General features: G+C 53.3%; 16 protein-coding genes. 11 read left to right on the top strand and 5 right to left on the bottom strand.

What is annotated here, in order from left to right; all coding sequences use genetic code 11:
* Positions 1-2: 2 nt before the first annotated feature.
* The 3 genes from NP596_RS04335 to NP596_RS04325 all read right to left on the bottom strand — a co-directional run bounded on the left by NP596_RS04335 (position 3) and on the right by NP596_RS04325 (position 5665).
* A complete protein-coding gene (locus tag NP596_RS04335; protein WP_256614025.1) occupies positions 3-2003 on the bottom strand; it encodes a heavy metal translocating P-type ATPase in 2001 nt (666 codons plus the stop codon).
* A gap of 14 nt (positions 2004-2017) precedes the next feature.
* Entirely contained in the window at positions 2018-4531 is a 2514-nt protein-coding gene (gene feoB, locus NP596_RS04330) for a Fe(2+) transporter permease subunit FeoB (RefSeq protein WP_256614024.1), read from the bottom strand.
* Between the two features lie 198 nt (positions 4532-4729).
* Positions 4730-5665 carry a radical SAM protein gene (locus NP596_RS04325; RefSeq protein WP_256614023.1) on the bottom strand — a complete coding sequence of 312 codons (936 nt, stop codon included), beginning with the start codon at positions 5663-5665 and terminating at the stop codon, positions 4730-4732.
* A gap of 271 nt (positions 5666-5936) precedes the next feature.
* Here NP596_RS04325 and NP596_RS04320 point away from each other — a divergent pair, with 271 nt between their 5' ends.
* From NP596_RS04320 to rpiA, 10 genes are all read left to right on the top strand, one after another.
* Complete coding sequence (locus NP596_RS04320) at positions 5937-7109, top strand: acetylornithine transaminase (protein ID WP_256614022.1); 1173 nt, start codon at positions 5937-5939, stop codon at positions 7107-7109.
* 7 nt (positions 7110-7116) lie between these two features.
* Positions 7117-8016, top strand: a complete 900-nt coding sequence (argF, locus tag NP596_RS04315) for an ornithine carbamoyltransferase (protein WP_256614019.1) — start codon at positions 7117-7119, stop codon at positions 8014-8016.
* Positions 8017-8063: 47 nt separating this feature from the next.
* A complete protein-coding gene (locus NP596_RS04310; RefSeq protein ID WP_371927900.1) occupies positions 8064-8702 on the top strand; it encodes a TIGR04211 family SH3 domain-containing protein in 639 nt (212 codons plus the stop codon).
* A 96-nt stretch (positions 8703-8798) separates the two neighbouring features.
* Positions 8799-10649, top strand: a complete 1851-nt coding sequence (gene ilvD / locus NP596_RS04305; RefSeq protein WP_256614017.1) for a dihydroxy-acid dehydratase — start codon at positions 8799-8801, stop codon at positions 10647-10649.
* Positions 10650-10750: 101 nt separating this feature from the next.
* Positions 10751-11935: an AAA family ATPase gene (locus NP596_RS04300; protein WP_256614016.1), complete on the top strand. Its 1185-nt coding sequence runs from the start codon at positions 10751-10753 to the stop codon at positions 11933-11935.
* Positions 11935-12351, top strand: a complete 417-nt coding sequence (locus NP596_RS04295) for a type II toxin-antitoxin system VapC family toxin (RefSeq protein WP_256614015.1) — start codon at positions 11935-11937, stop codon at positions 12349-12351. Before NP596_RS04300 ends, NP596_RS04295 begins: the two co-directional genes overlap by 1 nt.
* Before the next feature lie 48 nt (positions 12352-12399).
* Positions 12400-13233: an AlbA family DNA-binding domain-containing protein gene (locus tag NP596_RS04290; RefSeq protein WP_256614014.1), complete on the top strand. Its 834-nt coding sequence runs from the start codon at positions 12400-12402 to the stop codon at positions 13231-13233.
* A gap of 30 nt (positions 13234-13263) precedes the next feature.
* A complete protein-coding gene (locus NP596_RS04285) occupies positions 13264-15501 on the top strand; it encodes a fused MFS/spermidine synthase (protein WP_256614013.1) in 2238 nt (745 codons plus the stop codon).
* A gap of 8 nt (positions 15502-15509) precedes the next feature.
* Positions 15510-16538, top strand: a complete 1029-nt coding sequence (gene lpxD / locus NP596_RS04280) for a UDP-3-O-(3-hydroxymyristoyl)glucosamine N-acyltransferase (protein WP_256614012.1) — start codon at positions 15510-15512, stop codon at positions 16536-16538.
* Positions 16539-16569: 31 nt separating this feature from the next.
* Positions 16570-17241, top strand: coding sequence for a ribose-5-phosphate isomerase RpiA (gene rpiA, locus NP596_RS04275; protein WP_256614011.1), 672 nt, complete (start codon positions 16570-16572; stop codon positions 17239-17241).
* A gap of 139 nt (positions 17242-17380) precedes the next feature.
* Here rpiA and NP596_RS04270 read toward each other — a convergent pair whose 3' ends face one another.
* Complete coding sequence (locus tag NP596_RS04270) at positions 17381-18109, bottom strand: pentapeptide repeat-containing protein (RefSeq protein ID WP_256614010.1); 729 nt, start codon at positions 18107-18109, stop codon at positions 17381-17383.
* A 486-nt stretch (positions 18110-18595) separates the two neighbouring features.
* Here NP596_RS04270 and NP596_RS04265 point away from each other — a divergent pair, with 486 nt between their 5' ends.
* Entirely contained in the window at positions 18596-18940 is a 345-nt protein-coding gene (locus tag NP596_RS04265) for a small metal-binding protein SmbP (protein ID WP_256614009.1), read from the top strand.
* Positions 18941-19150: 210 nt separating this feature from the next.
* On the opposite strand, the gene NP596_RS04260 is transcribed toward NP596_RS04265, so the two are convergent.
* Complete coding sequence (locus NP596_RS04260; protein ID WP_256614008.1) at positions 19151-21472, bottom strand: TonB-dependent receptor; 2322 nt, start codon at positions 21470-21472, stop codon at positions 19151-19153.
* Positions 21473-21711: the final 239 nt, after the last annotated feature.

Raw genomic sequence — 21711 nt, 5'->3', positions numbered from 1 at the left:
GATCAGGACTCTGGTTCCGCGACTGTTTCGGCGGCAAGTTCGGAATCGGCTACTGCGGAGTCATCCCGGCACAGCCGTTTTCTGTCGGTCAGCTCATCCAATTTTCTGAACACAGGGCCAATGATGGATTGTTCGATCCCCGTAAAATACAGCCGGCCGGCATTGACGACCACGAATACCGAGCTGAAGTGATGCAGTAAGGCGGCAACGATGGGATTGAGCAGGCCGAATGTCGCCAGCGCCAGGCCGATGCTGTTGAAACCGACCGCCCATAGATAATTTTGTTGAATAATCCCGCCCATTTTATGACTGAGCCGCAAAATGGTGACCAGATCCTGGGCATCGTGACCGAGAATCACCACATCCGAGGAAATAATCGCCAAATTGACATTCTTGTGCCCGCCGATGGCGATGCCGACATTGGCGGCGGCCAGTGACGGTGCGTCGTTGACGCCGTCGCCGACCATTGCGACTTTACCCTGGGCCTGAAACTTTTTGACCAGCGCGGTTTTGTCCTCCGGCTTACAATTGAAATAGTATTCGTCGGCGTTGATATAGTCGGCCACCCGTTTCGCTTCTCGCTCTTCGTTGTCGCCGGTCGCCAGAATGACTGTTTCGATGCCGCAAGCACGGATGGTGTCGGCCAAGCCTTGCATTTCCGACAACATGATGTCGCGAATGACGATGACGCCTTGGACTTCTCTATCGACGGCCAGCCAGATCGCGCGGCCGGTATAGTCGATGGCTGGCAGTTCAATATCCTGAAGACTCAGTGTTTCGGCGCTGCCCATCAAAATATCCTGTTGTCCGACACGGGCCTTGATGCCGCGGCCCGGCAGATCCTCGGCCTGCTCGACCGGCAGGAAACGGCTTACGCCTTGCGCTTTTGCATAGTTGATAATCGAGCGGGCGATCGGGTGATCGAAGCGGGATTCAATCGATGCGGCCAGTTCCAGCAGTTGTTGCCGCGGCATGCCGAGCTCGATGACTTGGCTGACCTCGGGTTCGGCCAGGGTAACCGTGCCGGTTTTATCCAGAATCAGGGTTTTGATGTCCTGCATGTTTTCCAAGGGTTCGCCGCCTCGGGCCAGAATATTGGCGCGGGACAGACGGCCGATGTTGGCGGCGAACGCGGTCGGCGTCGCCAGCGCCCAGGCACAGGGGCAGACCACCGCCAGCGCGGTCGCCATCAGATGCAGGCTGCCGGTGATAAAAAATAGCATAAATGCATAAGCCGTGACCGACAGCAGCAGAATCTGCACTGTGGTATCGGCGCGCCGCTGCAAATCCGATTTGTTCAGCAGGCTTTTTTCGATTTCCTGGGTAATCACCGACAGAAACGAGTCGTCGCCGTTTTTGTCGGCTCTGACCTGCAATGGACCGGTCAGATTCAGCGTGCCGGAGGTGACGCCGGCGCCGGCTTGTTTATAGACGGGGAACGGTTCGCCGGTAATCGTCGATTCGTCTATGGACGATTCGCCTTCGATGATGGTGCCGTCGATGGGCACCATCGCGCCTTTTGGAATAATCACCACATCGTGTTGCCGGATTTGGTTGATGGGTATTTCCCTGACTTCCTGGTTTTGCAGCACGTTCGCGGTTTTTTTGCCCTCCTGAATCAGACTCTCGATTTTTTCCCGGTTTTTGCGGATGATCGTAAACGAGATGTATAAGCCCAAACCAATGAACCAGGCCACCATGGCTCCGCTTAACGGCGCGCCGTCGATCAGCGTCACCGTCATCACCAAAACGATCAGCAGTTCCGCCGACACCTTGCGCATGAACAGGAGGGTTTTTAACAAAGCCTGCAGATAAATCGCCAGACAGAACAGATAAAACGGTATGCCCAGCCAAAACAAAACCGGCAAGTCATAAAGCGCATCCAGGCCGAACAGGACCACCGGAATCACGGCGGCCAACACGCGCAGCAGCATGATGTCGCCGCTTGGGCTGATTTTCAGCAGCTCGGCGTCGATTCTGTCGAAGTGGATTTTATAAGGCATGGTTAATTCCTCTGTTAAATGGCCGACGGAGCGTTTGGCCGACGTTTGCCCCAGTACCGAAATGCCAACACCACGGCGGCGGCGATAACCGCAATGCCGCTCACCCAGGCTAACGATGTTCCCGGATGCTGGTCATAGGTCGCCAGTTGATAAAACAATGTCGCGGTCAAATAGGCCAGCCCTGTGGACCAGACTAGCATGAATGCCGACCAGCCCAGGCTGGATTCTCTATAAGCGGCGGCCGTGGTGGCGATGCACGGAAAATACAACAGGATGAACAACAGATAGGCAAAAGCGCCGATTTGCCCATCAAAATGCGCATGCAGCGCGGCGACAAAACTATCCTGGCCAGCCGGTTGGTTAGCGGGTGCTATGCCGAACATTTTTTTCAGGCCCATCGGAATGGTCATCAAGGCGCGCTTGACCGAGTTATTCAAATCAAAGTCCGGCTTTTGTTGAGGTAACGCCGGTTGATCGGCATCGGCGTATATCGTTTTCAGCGTACTGATCGCGACGACCTTATGCAAAATACCGGTAAACAACGCAACCGTTGCCGGCCAATTGTCTTCGCGGATACCCAGCGGCGCCATTACCGGCGTCACGGCTCGCCCGGCGGCGCTGAGCACCGAATGCTCGATATTATTGGCTTTGAATGAGCCGTCCGTCCCCAGCGCACTGAGGATGTTCAATATCAGGACCATCGTGATGATGATTTTTCCGACCCGCACCACAAAAGTCTTGACCCGGGTCCAGGTGTTGATCAGTACATTTTTCAGCTTGGGCACATGGTAGTTGGGGATTTCCATCAATACCAATGAAAACTCCTCTTTCAAAAAGGTGTTCTTCAGCAGCAAGGCCGTCAGCGCGGCGAATACCACGCCTATCAGATAAAGCAGAAAAACGATCATGCCGCCGTTGTCCGGGAAAAACGCCGCGGCGAACAAGGTGAATACCGCCAGACGCGCACCGCAGGTCATGAAGGGATTGAGCAGGATGCTCAACAAGCGGTCGCGCGGATTCTCCAATGTGCGGGTCGCCAGCATCGCCGGCACGTTGCAGCCGAAACCCAGAATCATCGGCACAAAGGCCTTGCCGGGTAAGCCCAACGCGCGCATCAAACGATCCATCGCAAAGGTCGCCCGGGCCATGTAGCCGGACTCTTCCAGCACCGAGATAAACAGATACAGAAAGCCTAGAATCGGCACGAATGCCGCCACTTCGCGAATGCCGTTGCCGATGCCTTGAGCGATCAGCATGATCAGCCAGGGCGGGCTATCGAGCAGCGCCAACGAATAGGCCGTACCGTCGATGAATAGCGCCTGGGCGATATCGTTGAAAAACGGCTTGAAGGCGCGGCCGAGTTTGATCGTGAAGGTGAACATCAAATACATCATGCCGAAGAAGATCGGAATGCCGAGAAACCGATTCAACATCACGCTGTCGATTTTATCGGACAGCTCGCGGCCGATTTCCGATTGCCGGCAAAGCGTTTCCCGCACCAAAAGATTGATAAAGCCATAACGGCCGTCCACAATGGCTATATCGATTTCATCGCCGGTATCCGCTTCTATTTCACGTCGCAGCTTTGCCGCCGTCTCGATCAATGGTGGATGGCCATGGCTGAGCGCAAAGCCGTCTTGTTCCAATAGCTTGATGGCAAACCAGCGGGCATCGCCAAACCGATTATCCAATTGTTGTGCAACCAGTGGCGTCAGCCGGTCTAGCGCAGTTTGAATCGCTTCAGGATAATCGATGGCGAAAGTAGGCAATGTTGTCTGTTCCACCAGCCGATCAATGCTCGATTTCAATCCTCTGATATCATCGGCCCGGGTGGCCACCAGCGAAACCAAGGGGCATTCGAGGCGCCGGCCGATTTCATCACTGTCGATTTTCAGGTCGCAGCCCGTTGCATCGTCCATGTTATTCAACACCACCAGCATTGGCAGCCGCATTTCCAAGAGCTGCGTGGTCAGGTATAGATTGCGCTCGAGATGCGAGGTATCGACAATGTTGATGAGCAGGTCCGCCTGCCGCGATAGCATGTAGTCCCGGGCGATTTTTTCGTCCAGTGCGCCGGCCGTATCGCTGACATCCAACGAATAAAGCCCGGGTAAGTCGACGACTTTGATGACTTTGTTACAGTAGCTGTAAGCGCCGGTTTTCTGTTCGACGGTCACTCCCGCCCAGTTGCCGACATGTTGCCTTGCGCCGGTCAAGCCATTGAATAGCGTGGTTTTACCGGAGTTGGGATTGCCGATGATGGCGATAGTGAATTCCGCCTGCCGCATTACAGATTTTGAAACTTCGGTGACGCTGTCCAGGCGTTTGATGTTCAAGCCGGCCACTTCCTCGCGGCGTAAACTGAGATCGGTGCCACGCACCCTGATTTCAATCGGATCACCCAGCGGCGCGACACGTATGACGTGAAATTCCGTGCCGGGCGTCAAGCCCATCGAAAGTAGCTTCTGTCGGTAGGGCAAAAAGCGCTTGTCGTAATCCGCGACGCGTCCCCGATCGCCTACCTTCATATCGCAAAGTTTGATAATCATTTTGGAGCCATCCTGTTCCATTGCGCGTAAAAGGCGGCCCATCCTGTATGCTCGGCAGGATACCGCCCGTGTCTATGAATATTAGTTTTATCTCAATATGATGCACTTGTTCAACCCGGTGCCAAGCAGGGAAATTTTATTTAGACGCTACGACGTCGCGGTATTTGCTGGCTCTGATTAATGCCCGATACGCAGATAAAAATAATGGCCTTGGTATTCGATTTCCCGCAGTTTTCCTTGATCCAGCAACAGTTGAACAGCCCCCCAGTCTTCGCCTGTTTTGTCCAATAGCGCTAACACGGCATCTTTGCGCATCGGATGCACGGCGGTAATGGCCAGCAGATCGTCGGTAAAATTGCCGGTCGACGCGAAGGCGTCGCCTTCGTAGCCCGTAAGTAGTTCGATGCCAGTTATGTTCTGGTTCAAGGTTTGGTAAACACGATTGACTGTCGCCGCATCGGGCGCGCGAATATTGTTTTCGGCCGTGGGACGGGTGGGAATGGCGAGATAAACTTTATTAGGCGCCAGTGTTTGCAAAAAAGCGCTCAATTGCACCACGGCGTCGTGTTCGGTATTGATGCCTTCGAGTAGCATGGTTTCGGTCGCCAGCGTCCCGTTAAATTCCTTTGCAAACGCCAGCATTCCCGACAATATGATATCCAGTTCGAGACCCTCGCAGGGTCGATTGATCGTCCGCCAGGTCGATGCGTCGACGCTGTCCACTTTCAGCGATACCCAGTCTGCCATCTTCAGTACTTCCCGGACTTCAGGTTGCCAGATCAGCGAGGCATTGGAAATCACCGCAATTTTGAGGTTCAGTCCGCGCAACAACTCAATAGCTTTACCAAGGCCGGCATCAAGGGTGGGTTCTCCATCGGGGACGAAGGTCAAATAATCGACCGTTTCATTCGTCGCTTTAAGTTTTTCCAGGTGTTGGCTCACTGCTTCGTAAATGACTTCCGGCTTGTAAAAATAGCCGGGACGCATTTCCGTGGCTTTAGTCGGCCCCACCTGACAGTACAAACAAGAATAGGAACAGTGTTTCGGCGGAATATTATTGATGCCCAAGCTGCGGCCGAGACGCCTGGATGGTACGGGTCCAAATACCAACATCTTTAATTCTCCCATATGCCTACGTCACACTTCAATCAGCCGGTTCGATAGCGGGTCGCCATAATAATAGCTCATGGCGGGAAGTGCGGGTAACATATATTTTTCGTGGGAGATGATGCTATATCCAGCCGACCAACAATGCGTATCGTGGTTTTTCTGGGTACGATTACCTCCCTCAAAAACTATATATTGCTTCCCCCGGCTCAAAAAAATATAATCGCGGCTTTTTTTTAATCCAGATCGTTTTTTTAACCTACGAAGTCTCAACAACATGACAACCCATATCATGCCTACATATGCTCGGCAGGCAGTTACTTTCGACCGCGGCGACGGCGCGTGGCTTTGGGACAGTAATGGCAAACGTTATCTGGATGCCTTGGCGGGTATAGCGGTTTGCAATCTCGGTCATGCCCACCCCGCCGTGCATCAAGCTTTATGCAAGCAAAGCCAGACCTTGATCCACACTTCCAATTTATACGGCGTAAAATTACAGGCCGAATTGGCGGACACATTATGCCGACTCAGCGGCATGGACAACGTGTTTTTTTGCAACTCCGGCACGGAAGCCAACGAAGCCGCCATAAAAATTGCCCGCAAATACGGCCACGAACAAGGCATCGCCGCCCCGGTCGTCGTCACCATGGAAAAAAGCTTTCACGGCCGGACCATGGGGGCATTAAGCGCGACCGGCAACAGCAAGGTCAAGCAAGGTTTCGGCCCGCTACTGCCGGGTTTCGTCCATGTGCCTTATAACGATATCGACGCCATCCTTACAGCCATTCGCGCCGATAAAAATATAGTGGCTATTTTGGTGGAACCCATCCAGGGCGAAGGCGGCGTCAACATTCCGGATGCCGATTACCTGAACCAAATTCGCGCCATCTGCGACCAGCATCGACTACTGATGATGGTGGACGAAATCCAGACCGGCATCGGCCGTACCGGCCGATTTTTGGCGTATCAGCATAACGGCATCCTGCCGGATGTCTGCACGCTGGCTAAAGCGCTGGGGAACGGCGTGCCCATAGGCGCCTGCATGGCGCACGGCAAGGCGGCGACAATTTTGACGGCCGGCAATCACGGTTCCACTTTCGGCGGCAACCCGCTGGCCTGTAGCGCGGCGCTCGCCGTTCTCGACACACTCGGCAACACCAGCCTGATAGCCGATGCCGATATAAAAGGTAATCGTATTTGCGATACCATAGCCCGGCAACTTGAAGGCAATCAGCATATCGTCGCCATCCGTCATCAAGGCCTGATGATCGGCATTGAGCTGGACGCCCCTTGCGGCGAACTGGTGGGCAAGGCATTGGAAAAAGGTTTGTTGATCAATGTTACCGCCGACAGCACCATACGCTTGCTGCCGCCGCTGCTGATCGACGACGCGCAGATCGATTTACTCACCGAAACATTGTCTGCACTTATAAAAGAACACAGCTATTAGTACCCTTATGCAACCCAGACACTTCACCAGCTTGCTGGACTTGAGCAGCGCCGAATTACGGCATTTGATTCATCGCGCCATCCAGTTAAAAAATCACCGCGATCCCGATTTTCAACCTCTTAAAGGCAAAGTGCTGGCCATGGTGTTCGAAAAGTCGTCCACCCGCACCCGCATTTCCTTTGAAGCGGGGATGACGCAATTCGGCGGCAGCGCGATATTTTTATCGCCGCGCGACACCCAGCTGGGCCGGGGCGAACCGCTGGAAGACAGCGCCAAGGTCATCTCCAGCATGGTGGATTGCATCATGCTGCGCACCAACGAACACGACACGGTCACCACCTTTGCCAAGCACTCGCGGGTACCCGTCATTAACGGTCTGACGGATTTGCTGCACCCCTGCCAATTGCTGGCCGACATGCAGACTTATTTCGAGCATCGCGGCGACATTGCCGGCAAAACCGTGGCCTGGATAGGCGACGGCAATAACATGTGCCATTCCTATATCAACGCCGCCCGCCAATTCGATTTTAAACTGCATATTGCCAGCCCGGCCGATTACGGCCCGGTGCAAAGCATTGTCGAAGCCGCCGCCGATAAAGTGGCGTTCTTTAATTCGCCGGTTCTGGCGGCGCAACATGCCGATTTGGTGGTAACCGACGTTTGGGCCAGCATGGGCCAGGAAAGCGAGCAGAAGAAACGCGAATATGCGTTCCGGGATTTTCAGGTCAGCCAAGAGGTCATGCAAGCCGCCCATCCGGAAGCGCTGTTCATGCATTGCCTGCCCGCGCACCGGGGCGAAGAGGTGGCCGCGGCAGTCATAGACGGCCCGCAAAGCGTCGTTTTCGACGAGGCCGAGAACCGCCTGCATGCGCAAAAAGCCCTGCTGGAATTTCTCATCCGCCGATAATTTCGCTAGAATTACCGGTTTTTAGTTAGTTGATGAAGAGCGCCGCCGTGAAAAAAGCCATCGCCAGTTTTCTTGTTTTACTTGCAACCAGCAGCTTGGCACAGGCCAGAACCGGTTACGTCACCGACAGCATCGACATTCCGTTGCGTAGCGGAGAAAGCGAACGCAGCCGTATCGTCAAAATGCTGCCGAACGGCATGGCGCTTACTTTATTGGGCGATAACACCGAAAACGGTTACACCTATGTGCAAGCGGCGAATGGCTCGGAGGGCTATATTCTGACCCGTTACATCAGCGGGGAACCCATTAGCCGCACCCAACTGGAAGCCGCCAGCAAAAAATTGGAAGCCCTGCAGGAAGAAAACAAGGCGCTTAAAACCGCACAGGCCAACGGCCAGGAAATCAGCGGCGAACGCGACCGGCTAAACGCTGAACTTAACGAGCTTAAACAAACGGCCGCCAACGCCATTCAACTCAAGCAACAGCGCGACCAATTACAGGAGCGCGTCATTACCGTTGAACGAGAACTGCAACAGCTAAAACGCGAAAATCAGGCCTTGACCGACAATACCAACCAGGACTGGTTTCTGTATGGCGGCGGCTTGTCGCTGTTCGGTGTGCTGCTGGGTTTCATCCTGCCTAAACTCAGTTGGCGCCGCCGCTCCAGCGGCTGGGATACATTTTAGTTTTTTACGCATTTAACCGCGGGTTTGCCCCGCGGTTAAGATACCCTTTCCACTGCGGCAGTTTAAGTGCCGCTTTTGCTTTCAGTTGGAATTACCATGCCTGCATATCGTTCACATACCACCACTCAAGGCCGCAACATGGCGGGCGCGCGCGCATTGTGGCGCGCCACCGGCATGAAAGACGGCGACTTCGATAAGCCGATTATCGCGATTGCCAACTCCTTCACCCAATTCGTGCCAGGCCATGTGCATTTGAAAGACTTGGGCCAACTGGTGGCGCGCGAGATCGAACAAGCGGGTGGCGTGGCGAAGGAATTCAACACCATCGCGGTGGACGACGGCATTGCCATGGGCCACGACGGCATGTTGTATAGCTTGCCCAGCCGCGATCTGATTGCCGACAGCGTCGAGTACATGGTCAATGCCCACTGCGCCGATGCGCTGGTGTGTATTTCCAATTGCGACAAAATCACGCCCGGCATGCTGATGGCGGCGATGCGCATCAATATTCCGGTGATCTTCGTATCGGGCGGCCCCATGGAGGCCGGCAAGACCAAACTGGCGGGATCGGACGAAATCAAAAAGCTGGACCTGATCGACGCGATGGTGATGGCGGCGGACAGCAAAGTCTCCGACAGCGATTTGGCCGAAGTCGAACGCTCGGCCTGCCCGACCTGCGGCTCCTGCTCCGGGATGTTCACCGCCAACTCGATGAACTGCCTGACCGAAGCACTGGGCCTGTCGTTGCCGGGCAACGGCACCGCGGTCGCCACCCACGCCGACCGCGAACAATTGTTCAAGCAAGCCGGCCGGCGCATCGTCGAACTGGCCAGACAGTATTACGAGCAAAATGATGAATCGGTACTGCCTCGTTCGGTCGGCTTCAAAGCCTTCGAAAACGCCATAGCGTTGGACATCGCCATGGGCGGCTCTACCAACACCATTTTGCACTTGCTGGCGATCGCTCAAGAGGCCGGCATCGCTTTCACGATGGCTGACATCGACCGCATGTCGAAAGTCGTACCGCAGTTGTGCAAGGTCGCGCCCAACACCAACAAGTACCACATCGAAGACGTGCACCGCGCCGGCGGCATCATGGCGATTCTGGCAGAGCTTAACCGAGCCGGCAAACTGCATACCGACGTGCCCACCGTCCACGCCAAAACCCTGGGCGAAGCCTTGGCGCAATGGGATGTGATGAGCAACCCCAGCGATGCGGTCAAAACCTTTTATATGGCCGGCCCCGCCGGCATTCCGTCTCAGGTGGCCTTTAGTCAGAACACGCGCTGGCCGAGCCTCGACCTTGACCGCGCCGAAGGCTGCATCCGTTCCTTCGATCACGCCTTCAGCAAGGAAGGCGGCCTGGCGGTGCTGCACGGCAATATCGCGCTGGACGGCTGCGTGGTAAAAACCGCCGGCGTCGACGACAGCTTGCTGGTATTCGAAGGCAACGCCCATGTCGTCGAGTCGCAGGATGAGGCCGTCGAGAATATTCTCGGCGACAAAGTCAAGGCCGGCGACGTGGTGGTGGTGCGTTATGAAGGTCCAAAAGGCGGCCCCGGCATGCAGGAAATGCTGTATCCGACCAGCTACATCAAATCCAAAGGCCTGGGCAAAGCCTGCGCGCTGTTGACCGATGGCCGCTTTTCCGGCGGCACCTCCGGCCTGTCGATCGGCCACTGTTCGCCGGAAGCGGCGGCGGGTGGCGCGATCGGACTGGTTCGCAACGGCGACCGCATCCGCATCGACATCCCCAACCGCTCGATCGATGTTTTGGTGTCCGACGAAGAGCTGGCCCAACGCCGCGCAGAGCAAGAAAAGCTAGGCTGGAAACCCGCCAAGCCGCGCGCCCGCAAGGTTTCGGTGGCGCTGAAAGCCTATGCCATGTTTGCGACATCCGCCGACAAAGGCGCGGTGCGGGATTTGGCTAAGCTGGAAGAGCAATAAATGCGTTGAGTGAATTTGGCCAACTAAAAACTGAGCTTATCTCGGCATCCTTAATCTATATTCAGGCATAATTGTTCTAATCGGGCTTAAGGAAGAAAATCATGATCACCTCATTTAAAACTGAAGGGTTAGGCGTAGGCTTTGATTTTGATATAGCCCTGGAAGCAAACAAACAGATTTACTGTTTTATCGGGAAAAACGGCATAGGTAAAACCCAGCTTCTGGAAAACATGGCGAAATCGCTGATTTATTCGCATGCCATGTTTTCAGAAAACAAAAACCACAAATACGCGAATTTATTCCTCAAAAAACATATACACGACAAACTAAAAGGCTACAATCTAAAACTACCTTTAGAAGTCGAAGTCAACAAGTTTAAAATTAAAGATAAGGCCCATCAGAACTGGGGATTTACTGATTTCGAACACATCCCGGACAGTATTACCCAATATTCTTTCGTTTGCGACAAACCGATTGTATTCATAGGCGCGAAGAATCGGGGCTTTTCTAAGAACATAGATAGTAACAACATAAAAATCCTAGCAGACAAGGAACATCGTTTTACCGATAGTTTTGAACGCACGCTAAGTTATCTGAATGGCGATGGTTTGGAGCAACAGGAAATCGCCGATTGGTTTGCTTCCCGTCTGATCATTAACCCAAATTTCGTTTTAAAAAACCAAAACAAGGAACAGGAAGCCGTTACTGTCCTTCAGCTTATGGATAGATTGGAGCCCGGACTCGATTTAGTCAATCGGCGCGAAGATGGCGGCTTATCTTTAAAACTGATGTTTTACGAAGGGCAATTGTTGATTAACAATACTCCACTCGACAAGCTCTCTACCGGTTTTATTTCGATAATTAAAATATTTCAGGAGATTATTGCCGGTTACAGCGGTTGGACAGACCAAGCCAATCTTAACGAAGTAGACGGCATCGTTTTTATTGACGAAATCGAACCCCATTTGCATATCAGTTGGCAAACTAAAATTATCGGCGTTCTACGCGAGTTTTTTCCGAATACCACTTTCTTCATTTCCACTCACTCGCCTTTAGTATTGTCCGGCTTAAAAAACGGCGAAGGGTACGAGATGATTCGAGATGGGAATTTTGTCAAAACCAAAACAGTAGACAATATTGAAAGCTATTTTTTAAACGATATTGTGAAAGAATTCTTCAATGTCGATCTTAACAAAGAAAAAATCAATCATGTCGATAAAGAGAAACAAAAAAAGGCCAAAACTGCATTGTTGGATCTTGTAAATAATTTACAAGAGGAAGACTAATGAGGTATTTCATCGACACCAACTTGATTATAGATGCCTACGACAAAAAGAAACCCGAAGCGATCGACAAACTGAGACCTATACTTGAAGACGAAGAAAGCGAAATATTCATTAACCGATTGGTCTATTTGGAAACATTACGGACTGTTAAGCTGACTAACAGCAAAAATTTCCAACAACTTAAAACCATCTTCGAAAGCTTTGGAATTTTAGATATTACACAAGAAATCTATGACCAAGCCATCCAGCTTTCCAGATACAGCCAATCGAAAGGAATAAGCTTAAAAGGAAAATGTGCGGCTATCGATTTTCTTCACTTTATAACCGCCCAACATTACCGACTTAATTTGCTAGCCAGCGACAGGGATATGGAGAAATTAGCCAAGGTCTATATCGAATGGCAAAATTCACATTAATTATTCTTACTTCGGCCACAATGCTATGTTTTTAGCATTATCCCAGGAATGAAACGCTTCCTCCTGCAGCTCATCGCCATCTGGAAACAAAAAATCAAAATCTACTTCATAGCGGCGTGGATCGGTGCCGGCGTGGGGATTTTTCTGCTGGCGCCCAGCTACGATTACATCAGTTCCCGCGAAAACAACGCCGATCCCTTGTCGTCCGTCGAATACGTGCTGACGCAATTCAAGGAAATAATGACGGGACAGATCAACCAGAACAACATCATTCTGTTTTACGCCGAAATCGGCGCCATACTCGGTTTGCTGTCGTTGGGTTTTTACCGCGTGCTGCACAAGCGCTTGCTGGACCTGGATGCGCTGAAATCCGAGCTGGACAAAGACTTGCCCTCCATCATACGCCAGGGCGAAGGGCCGCTGCTGGAATTCAAATCCTCGTTGCGCTGGGATATGCAGGAGCAACGCATCAACCGCGCTCTGGAAGCCGTGGTGATGAAAACCCTGGCCGGTTTTCTGAACAGCCATCTCGGCGGTACCTTGCTGATAGGCGTGCGCGACGACGGCGAAATCATAGGCCTGGAAAAAGACTATCAAACCCTGAAAAGACCCGATCAGGACGGTTTCGAGCAAACCTTGATGACCGCCATATCGGCCAACCTGGGCGCCGACCTTTGCGCCAATGTGCATATATTGTTTCACGTCATCGATCACAAAGACGTCTGCCGGGTTATTATCTCGCCTGCCCTCAGACCGGTATTTTTAAGCCAGGGGAATACGCCCAAGTTTTTCGTCCGTACCGGCGGCGGTACCCGCGACTTGAATATTCAGGAAGCCCTGGAATATGTGGCCGGGCGCTGGAAAAACCTCAAAATGAATTAATCGGGATTCAGTAGCACAACATCAATAATAATGAACACTACTTTACAAACCACCGCCAAACCATTGATTTCGCCCGTCATATTATTCGCCGGCACCCTATTCGTCAGCGCCATGCTGATGTTCGCACTGCAACCGATGTTCGGCAAGCTCCTGCTGCCTTTATTGGGCGGAACGCCGGCGGTTTGGAACACCTGCATGGTGTTTTATCAAACTGTTTTATTCGGCGGCTATTTATATGCGCATTGGCTAACCAACCGCTCGGGCCGGCAACGGCAAGTTCAAATCCACACCGCCCTGCTAATCTTCAGCCTGTTTGCCTTGCCGGTCGCCCTGCCCGCCGACGCCAACCCGCCCACGGAAGGTAATCCGACCTTTTGGCTGATCTGGACTTTGTTTCTCGCCATCGGCCTGCCTTTTTTTGTGGTATCCACCACCGCCCCGCTACTGCAGAAATGGTTTTCGCATTTAGGCCATCACAGCTCGGAAGACCCTTATTATTTGTATGCGGCGAGTAACGCCGGCAGCTTATTGGCTTTGCTCAGCTATCCGTTTCTGCTGGAACCGAACATCGGCCTGGTCAATCAACGCCTGTTCTGGAGCATAGGCTACGGTCTGCTGTGTATTCTGATCATGGTCTGCGCTGTCGCCCTGTGGCGCAGCATCGCGGAAATCGATGCCGATGAGATGCACGAAACCGCGACCGAAGAGATTGCCGCCCCGCCCATGCGGCAACAGTTGCACTGGCTGGCATTGGCTTTCGTGCCGTCCAGTTTGTTACTGGGTCTGACTCAATACATCAGCACCGATATCGCCGCCGTGCCGTTGTTGTGGATACTGCCGTTGACCCTGTATTTGCTATCGTTCATCCTGGTATTTTCCAAATGGGCCGACCGCATACATCCCGGCATGGTCGCGCTGCAACCGGCCGTTTTATTGATATTTATCGCCTATTCCTTCATCAATCCGGCGGTTTTGCCGTATTGGCTGGATTTGATATTGCATTGTCTGGCATTTTTTCTGGCCATCATGGTCTGCCATGGCGAGCTGGCCAAGCATAGGCCGCACCCGCAACATTTGACCCGCTTTTATCTGGTGATGTCCTTCGCCGGCATGCTGGGCGGCTTGTTCAATACCTTCGTGGCACCGTTCGTGTTCAATGCCGTGTACGAGTACCCGATCATGATAGTGGCTGCCTTGCTGTTGCGGCCGGGCTTTTTCAACGGCCGCTGGTTTCTGCAGCCGATTTTTCCCGGCTTGCTGCTGCTGATGGGTTTTGCGGTTTATTTTGGCACGGACCGGCTGTTCGAATATCTGGATGTCATCGGCGGGGCCTTAATCTTGTTGGCAGGTCTGACCTATTCCGTCCGCCATAGCCCGCTGGGGCTGGGGTTATTGACGGCTGTCATCCTGGTTTTCACGCTGGGCCTGCATAGTTTGGCATCCAGCACCTTATATCGAGAGCGCACCTTTTTCGGGGTGTTATCGGTGCGGGATACCGTCATAGCCGACGAAAACCAACGCCCGGAAAAAGTCCGCGAGCTGTATCACGGCACCACCAAGCACGGCGCCGAGCGTCTGACCGCCGCCAACATCACCACCCCCCTCACTTATTACAGCCGCCCCGGCCCGATCGGCCAGCTGTTTGCCGAATTCGACGCCGAAAACCAACACTGGAACATCGGTGCCGTCGGTCTGGGCGCAGGTGCCTTGGCTTGCTATAGCAAGGAACAGCAGCGCTGGCGGTTCTACGAAATCGACCCGTTAATCGTCGATGTCGCTAAAAACCCTAAATGGTTTCATTATCTGGAGCGCTGCAACCCGCAAGCGGACATGATAGTCGGCGATGCCCGTTTATCCTTGGCCAAGGAGCCGGACCGCAGCTTCGATTTGCTGATCATGGATGCCTTCAGCTCGGATGCCGTTCCCACCCATTTGCTGACCCGCGAAGCGATGCAGTTATACTTTAGCAAACTCAAAGACGACGGCATGCTGGCGTTCCATATCACCAACCGGCATTTGGCCTTGAAAAAGGTGCTGGCCGACCACGCCGAAAACTTGCAACTGTCCGGCCTGTTGCAGGAATTCAACCCCGACAACACCGCTCCTCCATTGGTGGTTGCCACCGACTGGGTAGTACTCGCCAAGCAACCGCAACGGCTGGACCGTTTGCGTCAAAGCCGTCTCGGCCATTGGCAAAAACTGCCGCTGGCCTTCGATTTACAACCGTGGACCGACGATTTCACTCATATCATAGGAATCTGGAAATAGGAAAGATTATGCTGATTACGGAACTTGCCCAACTTTGCAATGCCACTCCACGGGGCGGCGATGCCTCTGTCACCCTGCAGTCGGCAGCCGACATCATGTCAGCCCAGGCTCATCAAGTCACGGTATTGAGCGACGGCAAATACAAAAAATATCTAAAAGACTGCCAAGCCTCCGCCTGTTTTATTGCCGAATCCCTGATCGACGGCGATGCACCGGCCGGCTTGACTTTATTGGTCTGTAAAGACCCGGAGATGAGCTTTCTCGTCGCGGTCAAAGCCCTGCATCCCGAACCGGCATTGGACAGACGAATTTCCCGGCAAGCGGCCATTGCGGATACGGCCAAATTAGGTTCCAACATACACGTCGGCCCCTTCGCCAGCGTAGGCCAACACAGCCGCATCGGCGACGACAGCACGGTCGATGCCGGCGCGCGCATCGGCAACCATGTCGGCATCGGCAAAAATTGCCGTATCCACGCCAACGCGGTGATTTACGACAACACGGTGATCGGCAACAACGTCATCATTCATTCCGGCGCCATCATCGGCGCGGACGGCTTCGGCTATAAATACCGCGATAATCAGCACGTCAAAGTGCCGCATGTCGGTAACGTAGTGATAGACGACAACGTCGAAATCGGCGCCAATACCTGTATCGACCGCGGCGCGCTGGGCGCCACCCGTATCGGCTGGGGTAGCAAGATAGACAATCTGGTACAGCTCGGCCATAACAACTTGGTTGGCAAAAACGTCATCGTTTGCGGCCAGTGTGGCATTTCCGGTTCCTGCACCATTGAGGACGGCGCTATTCTGGCCGGCAGCGTCGGCGTGGCCGACCATGTCAAAATCGGTACCCGCGCCGTGGTGATGGCGCGTAGCGGCGTTTCGCAGGATGTAGAGCCCGGCGCGCAAGTGTGGGGCAGCCCGGCCAAGGACAGAAAAATCGCTTGGCGGGAATTGGCGGCGCTGGCAAAATTGCCGGAACTGCTGCAAAAAATCAAACAGCTGGAAAGCCGTCTGACTAAGCTGGAAGAATAATTTTTCATTTCCCACCCAAAGGGAGCTCGCCATGAACGATAAACAACTCGTCGCCGAACACGCCGCGCAACGCATAGAATCCGGCATGCTGGTGGGTTTGGGCACGGGCTCCACCGCAAACTTTTTTATCGAGGCGCTGGCCCGCCGCCAGCAGGACGATAATTTGCAAATCGAAGTGGTTGCCAGCTCGATAGTCAGCACGCTGAAAGCCCAGCAGTTGGGTTTAAAGCTACGCGGCATGGAACATATCGGCGGGCTTGACGTATACGTCGATGGCGCCGATGAAGTCGCGCCGGACTTGACCTTGCTCAAGGGCCGCGGCGGCGATCTGGTACGGGAAAAATTGCTGGCAAAAGCCGCCAAGGCTTTCTGGGTATTGATAGACCCCAGCAAACACGTGAAACGCATCGGCCAAAACTACCCGGTTCCGATTGAAGTCATGCCGTTCGCCTGGCAATTGGTGCAGCGCAGTCTGGCCGGCATCGGCGGCGCGGCCAAGCTACGAAGTCACGGCGACGGTTTATTCGTCACTTCTTACGGCAGCCTGGTGCTGGATACCGCCTTCGATCCGGGCGTGGACGGCAAAACCCTGAACGCTCAACTCAACGCCATTCCCGGCATCGTCGAACACGGCATCTTTGCAGACCTAACCAGCGCGGTATTTTGCGGCAATAACGGTTCGGTTGAGGAAAGTTTGGCCTGATATCCGGCCGTCCTTGCGGATTACCTGTTCAGACTATGGGGACATGAAAATCGGATTCCCCCGCGTTGATAAAACACGAGAGATTGCGCCCGCCGCAGCGGCTTGTACCGAACCGCGACGCACCGCCCTTCTCGACTCGTCACTCACCGCCGTTTAAGCCCCGCGCGGAATCCAGCCCTTTAACATTGTTGATAACGGCGCCGTCGAGATTGGCATGGCGAAAGTCGGCCCCGGCTACGTCGGCGCCATGCAGATTGGCACCGGATAAATCCGCCCACTGCAGGCGCGCCCGGCGCAAATCGGCATTTTGCAGTTTGGCGTAGGACAGGATGGCATGGGTAAAATTGCTGCCGCTGAGGTCGGCTCCGGTCAACACGGCATTGTTCATTTCCACGCGCGCCGGCGCCATGCCCTGGTTGGCCATGTCGGCCCCGAGATCGGCGCCGGCGAGTTTGGCGCGACTGAGGTTGACCCCGTTCAACACGCCGATGATACGGCTACCGGCCAAGTTGGCTTCCGACAAGTCGGCATTATCCAACACCACGGCGTACAAACTGGCATTCGACAAATCCGCTTTTCTCAACGTCGCTTTCCGTAATTGCGCTCGGTTCAGGTTGGCGCTCCGCAGGTTTGCCGCATCGAGATTGCAGTTCTCCAAATTGGCGGAAAACAAATCGGCTGCTTTAAAGTCGACGCCCGACAGGTCCAAACCGGACAGGTCTTTGTGGGTGAATTTCGCTGGCCGATCGCCGGCGTTGCCGATTGTCGCCACGACTTGTTCCCGGCTGTACTCCGCCGCTTGGCAAGGCGGCAGGCAGACGGCAAGCCCTTGAATGAATAATAGATAACGAACAACTCGCGGTTTCATAAAGCCATGGCCCCCAAAAATATTGATGAGGACAGTGTAGGCATGGCCTGAATAGGCTGGCAATCCTGCCCGAAACAAAAGGAAAAAGCTCAACTGAATAGTCGGAATATTTCCCGTTTCATCCGGCAAACAATGGCGTGCGTTTATTGAATCGTATCGATATGAGGCTTTGTCGACAATCGGGCAACCAAGTTATCGCATCGACGTAGCGGTTAGCAAAAGACAGGCGGATGCCGCCCCCTGCCCGCCTTCCCCTCCGAGACACTCGCCAACCCTACGCCGCACAGGGTATTTTTCAGTTTCAATTCAGTTCGTCTCCTTATAATCCCTTTGCCTTCGTATCAATAACCTACAAGTTCTTGCCGGTAGCGAACCGCGCGCCGAAGGCCGACCCACAAACTCAAGGCTTTTTGTAAAGCCCGCAAGGGCAACGAAAAGCCATGGTTTTGCGGTTTAAATTTCAACCACAATTCAAGCGGAATAATCATGATGAAATCACGCCATCCGATCGCAGCATTACTTTTCTTTATTTTATCGAGCGCTGTTCAAGCGGCCGGCTCCCCCATGAACGAAGACTTTACCAATCTGATCTCCCTGTCCAAGAACGCAATCGAAGCCGGTAAGCAGGAAGATGCACAGGCCTTTGCCGAAAAAACCAATATCGCCATGGAAGCTCTAAAAGCACAAGCGCAAAACGAAAAGGGATACTCCATTAAACTGCCGCGCGCCAGCGCCAAACTAAAAGCCGCGCTGAAAGCAGCCAAGGCCGGCAATATTCAAGAAGGGATCGACAACCTGGAGTTAGCCGTCACGGAAATGCAAAAGAAATAGCACACTATTAGTAGTAGGGTTAGGCGCCTGCCGTAACCCTACTCGTCGGCTTATTGCGGTTCAATTGCTTCGATTGTCGGGTTATGCTAACCCAACCTGGGCAATCGATCCGTATCGGCTGACATTCGGAGCTTTGGGCCGCTTGAATACGCATCCGTCTGAGCCCGCCCAAATCGCCGGTTCCGGTTATTTAGGCGGGCGAACGGCCGATCAATAATCGAAAGAGGCTTTTACGAAGTAGGTACGTAGCGGAAAAGGATGGTTTTCGTAGACGTTTTGATCCAGTACGTTATCGATACCGGCCGAAATCGTACTCTTCAAATTATGGTAGGTCGGCAGCCGGTAACTGGTTTTCAGGTCGACAAAAGTGTATTCGTCGGTGCCGCCGAACACGTTGGACTGCGTGTCGCTGTTGTCCAAACGTTGAAACACATCGCTACGATAGCGCACCGACGCGGCAAAATCCCAAACCGGCAAGATATGGTAGGTCGCCGAGGTGTTGACCTGCAGTTTGGGAATCCGGTCCCATTCATTGCCCACCAATGCGGTATTGCGGCTGTTTTTGGTGATTTGCTTATTCATGAAAGTACCGTTGATCATGAAATCCAACGGCAAGTCAAACAAACGGTTTTGCTGGAACGTCAGGTCCACGCCTATGGTTTCGGTCTGCTCGATCGGTTGAAACGTAGTTACGGCAACATTGCCGAAATTTTGCAGGGTATTGGCAATTTCATCGTTGATCAAATCGTAGAAGAAGTTCGCCCGTACAAATCCCTTCGGCAAATCGTACTGCATCATCAAATTGTGGAAGTAACCATTCTCGGGGCCCAAGCCGGGAAATGCGACTGTCGTGCTATTGAAACGGGAATTGCTCAAAAATAGCTCTTCCGCAATCGGGAAACGATAGGCTTTGGAAAACGAGTATCTGAAGGTCCAGACATCCGGTGAAAACTCCAGCGATGCTTTCGGAGAAATCCGGGTGGCATCGCGGTCGGCATAATTTTCGGTGCTGGTCGTGCTATACACATGCCCTTCCATGGCCTGCCAATTATCCAGGCGGGCGCCGGCCATGACCGCCCAGTCCGGCAAAAACCGCCATTCCAGTTGCGAAAACACACTGTTGGTTTGCGTTGCGCCGCCACTATCGTTGGTGAGGCCCGCCCTGGAACCCGTCGTGTAATTGTTACTATCGTAGGTCTTGTTGTTCAAGGACGCATGGTTGAACTGATAACCGCCCATAAACGATAAATCTTTGTTTTCCAGGAAGTTATCGGTGGATAATTTCAGATCGTAATTGGCCCACCAGGCGTCTACATCGTTAACTTGCCCTTTATTTTGATTTAAGGGATGGGCGGGATTTAGCGAAGACGATACGGACTTATCGTGAAAGGCATCGTAATAGCTGGCGTTGGTATCGATACTCCAGTCATTGGAAATTTTGCCTTTTAAGCCAGCACCTAAATTGATGGTCTGGCGTTCGGACTCCGAGACATTAAAGGCCGAACCCGGCACCCTAAAGCTCCTGCCGTCCAAATTATAAGTGGCGTTGGTACTGCCGCCTGTTGCGGTCGCCCCTCCCCAGAGCGTATTGCCCGACGCATTTTTCAACAAACTCAAGGGATCGTTGGTTTCGCTGATACGCTCCTCATAGGCCACGGTAAAACGCCCCTGCAAATCGGGCGTAAAGTCGTAACCCATTTTGACTTTAAACAAGTCGGTTGTGGTTCTGGCCAAGCCATCGTCGCCATAGTAAATACCCGGCGAAGTATTGGGTTGCGGCTCGTTAAGCGGCCCGTTAACAGCGGTGCCGCCCGTGCCCGATAAAGCCGTCGTCCGCGGCGTCATCGGCTGCCCCTGATTTTCCAGGCGATTGTAAGACCCGAAAATACTGAATTTATCGAAACGGTTACCGGCGGAAATATTGGTTTTATAGCCGGTCAAGGTATCGTTGCGGCCGCCCCTATGCAAGGTTTGGAACATGCCCATGGCATCCAGGTGGGCTTCGAAGTTATCCGGCATCCGGGTGTTCAGATTGACCACGCCGCCAAAGGAGTTACCGCCGTACTGCGCCGAAAACGGCCCGTACAGCACCTCGGCCGATTCGACTTCCGATGGCGAAACCATGGACCAGCGCGGCGCGCCGTTAAAGCTGGTCCGCAAAGGATTATGCAACGGCATGCCGTCGGCGAATACCATGGTATGCGCGGTCTGGAACACGTTGGAGCCGCGCATGCCCAAAGAACCGTTCGGGTCGCCGATATAGCGCTTGCGGATATTTAGGGAAGGGGAAAATCTGAGATAGTCTTCCACGGTAGTCGCATTAACAAACTTTTCGACTTCCTTGACTTGCACTTCGTAGGTTGGGGTTGCCTTTGCCGTTTTTGGGAATAGCTGCTGCTCGGTAGAGGTTACCTCCACTGCGTCCAATCGAGTAGTTTCAGTATCGTTAACGGACTTGGCATAGCTGATGGCCGGGGAGGTCATAGCGCTCGGCAGCAGCATGAGAGCCAACGTGATTTTATTTTTTTGCATGTCTGGTATTTCCTGATTGTATTTAATCCATCTCCCGGAAAAACCGTTTGGTCGGATCAAATTTCCCAACTGGAATACCGAGAGCAGCAGCATACAAAAGCAATGCTCAGGCCAATACTTAATTGCAATTGTTTACAATGACTTAAACACGTTCTGTTGGATTTTGTAAACCATCGGCTAGCACGTTGAAGTAATTTTCATGCGATCTAACCATATTCTGGGCTGTGTGTGTGATATCA

This window comes from Methylomonas rivi, assembly GCF_024505165.1.
GTDB classification, from domain to species: Bacteria; Pseudomonadota; Gammaproteobacteria; order Methylococcales; family Methylomonadaceae; genus Methylomonas; species Methylomonas rivi.
This window is presented reverse-complemented; position numbering and strand designations above follow the sequence as displayed.

Bases quoted from the DNA above. Each gene is read 5' to 3' on its own strand.
- NP596_RS04335 (WP_256614025.1), bottom strand. From the start codon at position 2,003: ATGCCTTATAAAATCCACTTCGACAGAATCGACGCCGAGCTGCTGAAA.
- feoB (WP_256614024.1), bottom strand. From the start codon at position 4,531: ATGAAGGTAGGCGATCGGGGACGCGTCGCGGATTACGACAAGCGCTTT.
- NP596_RS04325 (WP_256614023.1), bottom strand. From the start codon at position 5,665: ATGTTGGTATTTGGACCCGTACCATCCAGGCGTCTCGGCCGCAGCTTG.
- NP596_RS04320 (WP_256614022.1), top strand. From the start codon at position 5,937: ATGACAACCCATATCATGCCTACATATGCTCGGCAGGCAGTTACTTTC.
- argF (WP_256614019.1), top strand. From the start codon at position 7,117: ATGCAACCCAGACACTTCACCAGCTTGCTGGACTTGAGCAGCGCCGAA.
- ilvD (WP_256614017.1), top strand. From the start codon at position 8,799: ATGCCTGCATATCGTTCACATACCACCACTCAAGGCCGCAACATGGCG.
- NP596_RS04300 (WP_256614016.1), top strand. From the start codon at position 10,751: ATGATCACCTCATTTAAAACTGAAGGGTTAGGCGTAGGCTTTGATTTT.
- NP596_RS04295 (WP_256614015.1), top strand. From the start codon at position 11,935: ATGAGGTATTTCATCGACACCAACTTGATTATAGATGCCTACGACAAA.
- NP596_RS04290 (WP_256614014.1), top strand. From the start codon at position 12,400: ATGAAACGCTTCCTCCTGCAGCTCATCGCCATCTGGAAACAAAAAATC.
- NP596_RS04285 (WP_256614013.1), top strand. From the start codon at position 13,264: ATGAACACTACTTTACAAACCACCGCCAAACCATTGATTTCGCCCGTC.
- lpxD (WP_256614012.1), top strand. From the start codon at position 15,510: ATGCTGATTACGGAACTTGCCCAACTTTGCAATGCCACTCCACGGGGC.
- rpiA (WP_256614011.1), top strand. From the start codon at position 16,570: ATGAACGATAAACAACTCGTCGCCGAACACGCCGCGCAACGCATAGAA.
- NP596_RS04270 (WP_256614010.1), bottom strand. From the start codon at position 18,109: ATGAAACCGCGAGTTGTTCGTTATCTATTATTCATTCAAGGGCTTGCC.
- NP596_RS04265 (WP_256614009.1), top strand. From the start codon at position 18,596: ATGATGAAATCACGCCATCCGATCGCAGCATTACTTTTCTTTATTTTA.
- NP596_RS04260 (WP_256614008.1), bottom strand. From the start codon at position 21,472: ATGCAAAAAAATAAAATCACGTTGGCTCTCATGCTGCTGCCGAGCGCT.